The sequence below is a fragment of the Streptomyces sp. NRRL B-24572 genome, from assembly GCF_002156145.1.
GTDB classification, from domain to species: domain Bacteria; phylum Actinomycetota; class Actinomycetes; order Streptomycetales; family Streptomycetaceae; genus Streptomyces; species Streptomyces vietnamensis.
Map to the genome: position 1 here is coordinate 1 of NZ_MWIG01000737.1, position 2,342 is coordinate 2,342.

Below are 2,342 nucleotides of genomic sequence, written 5' to 3' on the forward strand. Positions count from 1 at the left end.
ACCGTCACCTACGACGGCGGCAGCAAGCAGTACCTCGTCAACCAGCAGGCCGGCACCGCCGGCGTGTGGAAGACCCTCGGCAGCCATCCGTTCAAGGCCGGTACGCTCGGCAAGATCGTCCTCGGCGACGGGCCGGTCTCGACGACCACATCCGTCATCGCCGACGCCGTCCGGTTCACCAAGGGCGGGGTGGTCACCAAGCAGGCCGGTGAACTGAACACCTGGCACTCCTTCCCGGTGACGAAGACCGTCCAGTCCTGGATCGACGGGACGAACGTCAACAACGGCTTCGTGATCAAGGCCGGTGACGAGTCCGCGAACGGGCCCAAGGGCGGCCCGCGCTACGAGGGCAGCGAGTTCGCCTATGCGGGCGAGACCGCCAACTACCCCCGTCTCGTGCTGACCTTCGGGCGCCAGGGCGTCGATCTCGCCGCCCCGACCACGATCCACGACACCGGCGCCGAGCTGAACTGGTCCGCCTACCAGGACAAGGACCCGGTCACCACCGGCGACGACATCGTCGAGTACCAGGTCCACCGCTCGGTCAGCCAGACCTTCACGCCGTCGGCCGCCACCCTCGTGGCCCCCGTCGCGCCAGGCACCACGTCGTTCACCGACACCTCGGCCGTACCGACGAAGGGCGACGACCCGGACCCGTTCGGCCGTGCGTACTACTACATGGTCGCGGTCAAGACGAAGGACGGGCAGGTCGTCGCCGCCCCCACCCAGCTCGTGCGCCTGCCTAAGGCCGGCCGCACGACCAAGGTGCTGTTCGCGTCCCAGGACACCACGCTGTCCTCGTCGCAGCCCACGCTCGCGCACGACGCCATCGACGACAGCGGTCCGAAGAACTGGCTGTCGGTGGGCAACAACTCCGCCACCTACGGCGACACCCGCGCCCTGCTCAAGTTCCCGGCCCTCGGCATCCCCACCACGGCCCGGGTCCTGGAGGCCGATGTCCGCCTGTGGTCCACCCAGACCTCCCAGGACACCACCGGCGCGGTCTACGAGCTGCGGCCGCTGACGCGCGACTTCGACGAGTCCGCCACCTGGGTGAAGGCCGATCCGGCGACGAACTGGACCGCGCAGGGCGGCGACTTCGATGCTTCCGCCGGTGATGTCGGGGCCATGACGAACGACCCGGGCCGCCACAACTGGGACGTCACCTCACTCGCCCAGTCCTGGGTGACCGCCCCCGCGTCCCAGAAGGGCGTGGCCATCAAGATGGCCGACGAGGCCGCCGCGCAGGAGCGCACCCTGTTCCTGTCCTCGGAGGGCACCGAGCCGAAGCTTCGGCCCCGCATCGCGGTCACGTACATCGACTCGACCACGGAGTCCACGTACTACGCGCCGCAGACCCCGGCCCGTATGACGCCGAACAGCGACTACACGGTCGACTTCACCCTCACCAACACCACCGCCTCGACCTGGACGTCGGCCGACAACGTCCTCACCTACAAGTGGGCTCTGCCGGACGGTACGGACGTGACCACCGGCGGCAACCAAGTGCAGACGGCCCTGCCGTCGAACGTCGCCCCCGGTGACAGCATCGACCTCCAGGCCGTGGTGAAGACGCCGATCAACTCGGACAACGGCAACAAGCGCACCGACTACGTCCTGACCTGGGACGTCTACAACAAGACCACCGGCACCTGGACCTCGGGCACCTCCGGCATCCCCGGTCTCGCGCAGAACGTCGCCGTCGAGGACCCCACCTCCAACCAGCTCGGCATGGAGAAGTTCTACTCCTACACGGGGAAGAACACGGGCGCCGGCTCGACCGTCATGAACAACACGGCATCCGGCAACCTGGTCTGGCAGTACAACGCGTTCACCAACCCCGGCCGCGGAATCACCACCTTCGCCCGGTTCGCGTACAACAGCCAGGACACCTCCGACACCGTCTCCGGCTACGGCTGGTCCTTCCAGGCGTCCGGCCCGATCCGGCTCGGCGCGCCGCTGGAGTTCCACCCCAAGCCCAACCCGACCGAGATCCGTCTCCCGGACGGTGACGGCACCACGCACGTCTTCCGCTGGGACTCGGCCACGAGCTCCTGGAAGGCCCCGGCCGGTGTCCACTACAAGCTGTCCGCCAAGCCGGGTCTGGACTGCACCCCGCTGAAGGACCCGGTCCCGGACGCCTGGACCCTCACGCGCCCCGACGGCACCCGGTTCGTGTTCGGCTGCGACGGCTACATGACCTCGGTCGTGGACAAGAACGGCAACACGCAGACGTACACCTACGAGGAACGCAAGTCGAACAACAAGCCGACCAAGTTCCTCAAGTACATCACCGACCCGGCCGGCCGGCAGTCGCTGACCGTCGAGTACTACTCCAAGGC

General features: G+C 68.0%; 1 protein-coding gene. It reads left to right on the forward strand.

The window, feature by feature from the left end; translation table 11 throughout:
• Positions 1 to 2,342 (forward strand): DNRLRE domain-containing protein (locus tag CCN56_RS34825; RefSeq protein WP_143664717.1); only part of this gene is annotated, 2,342 nt, incomplete at both ends.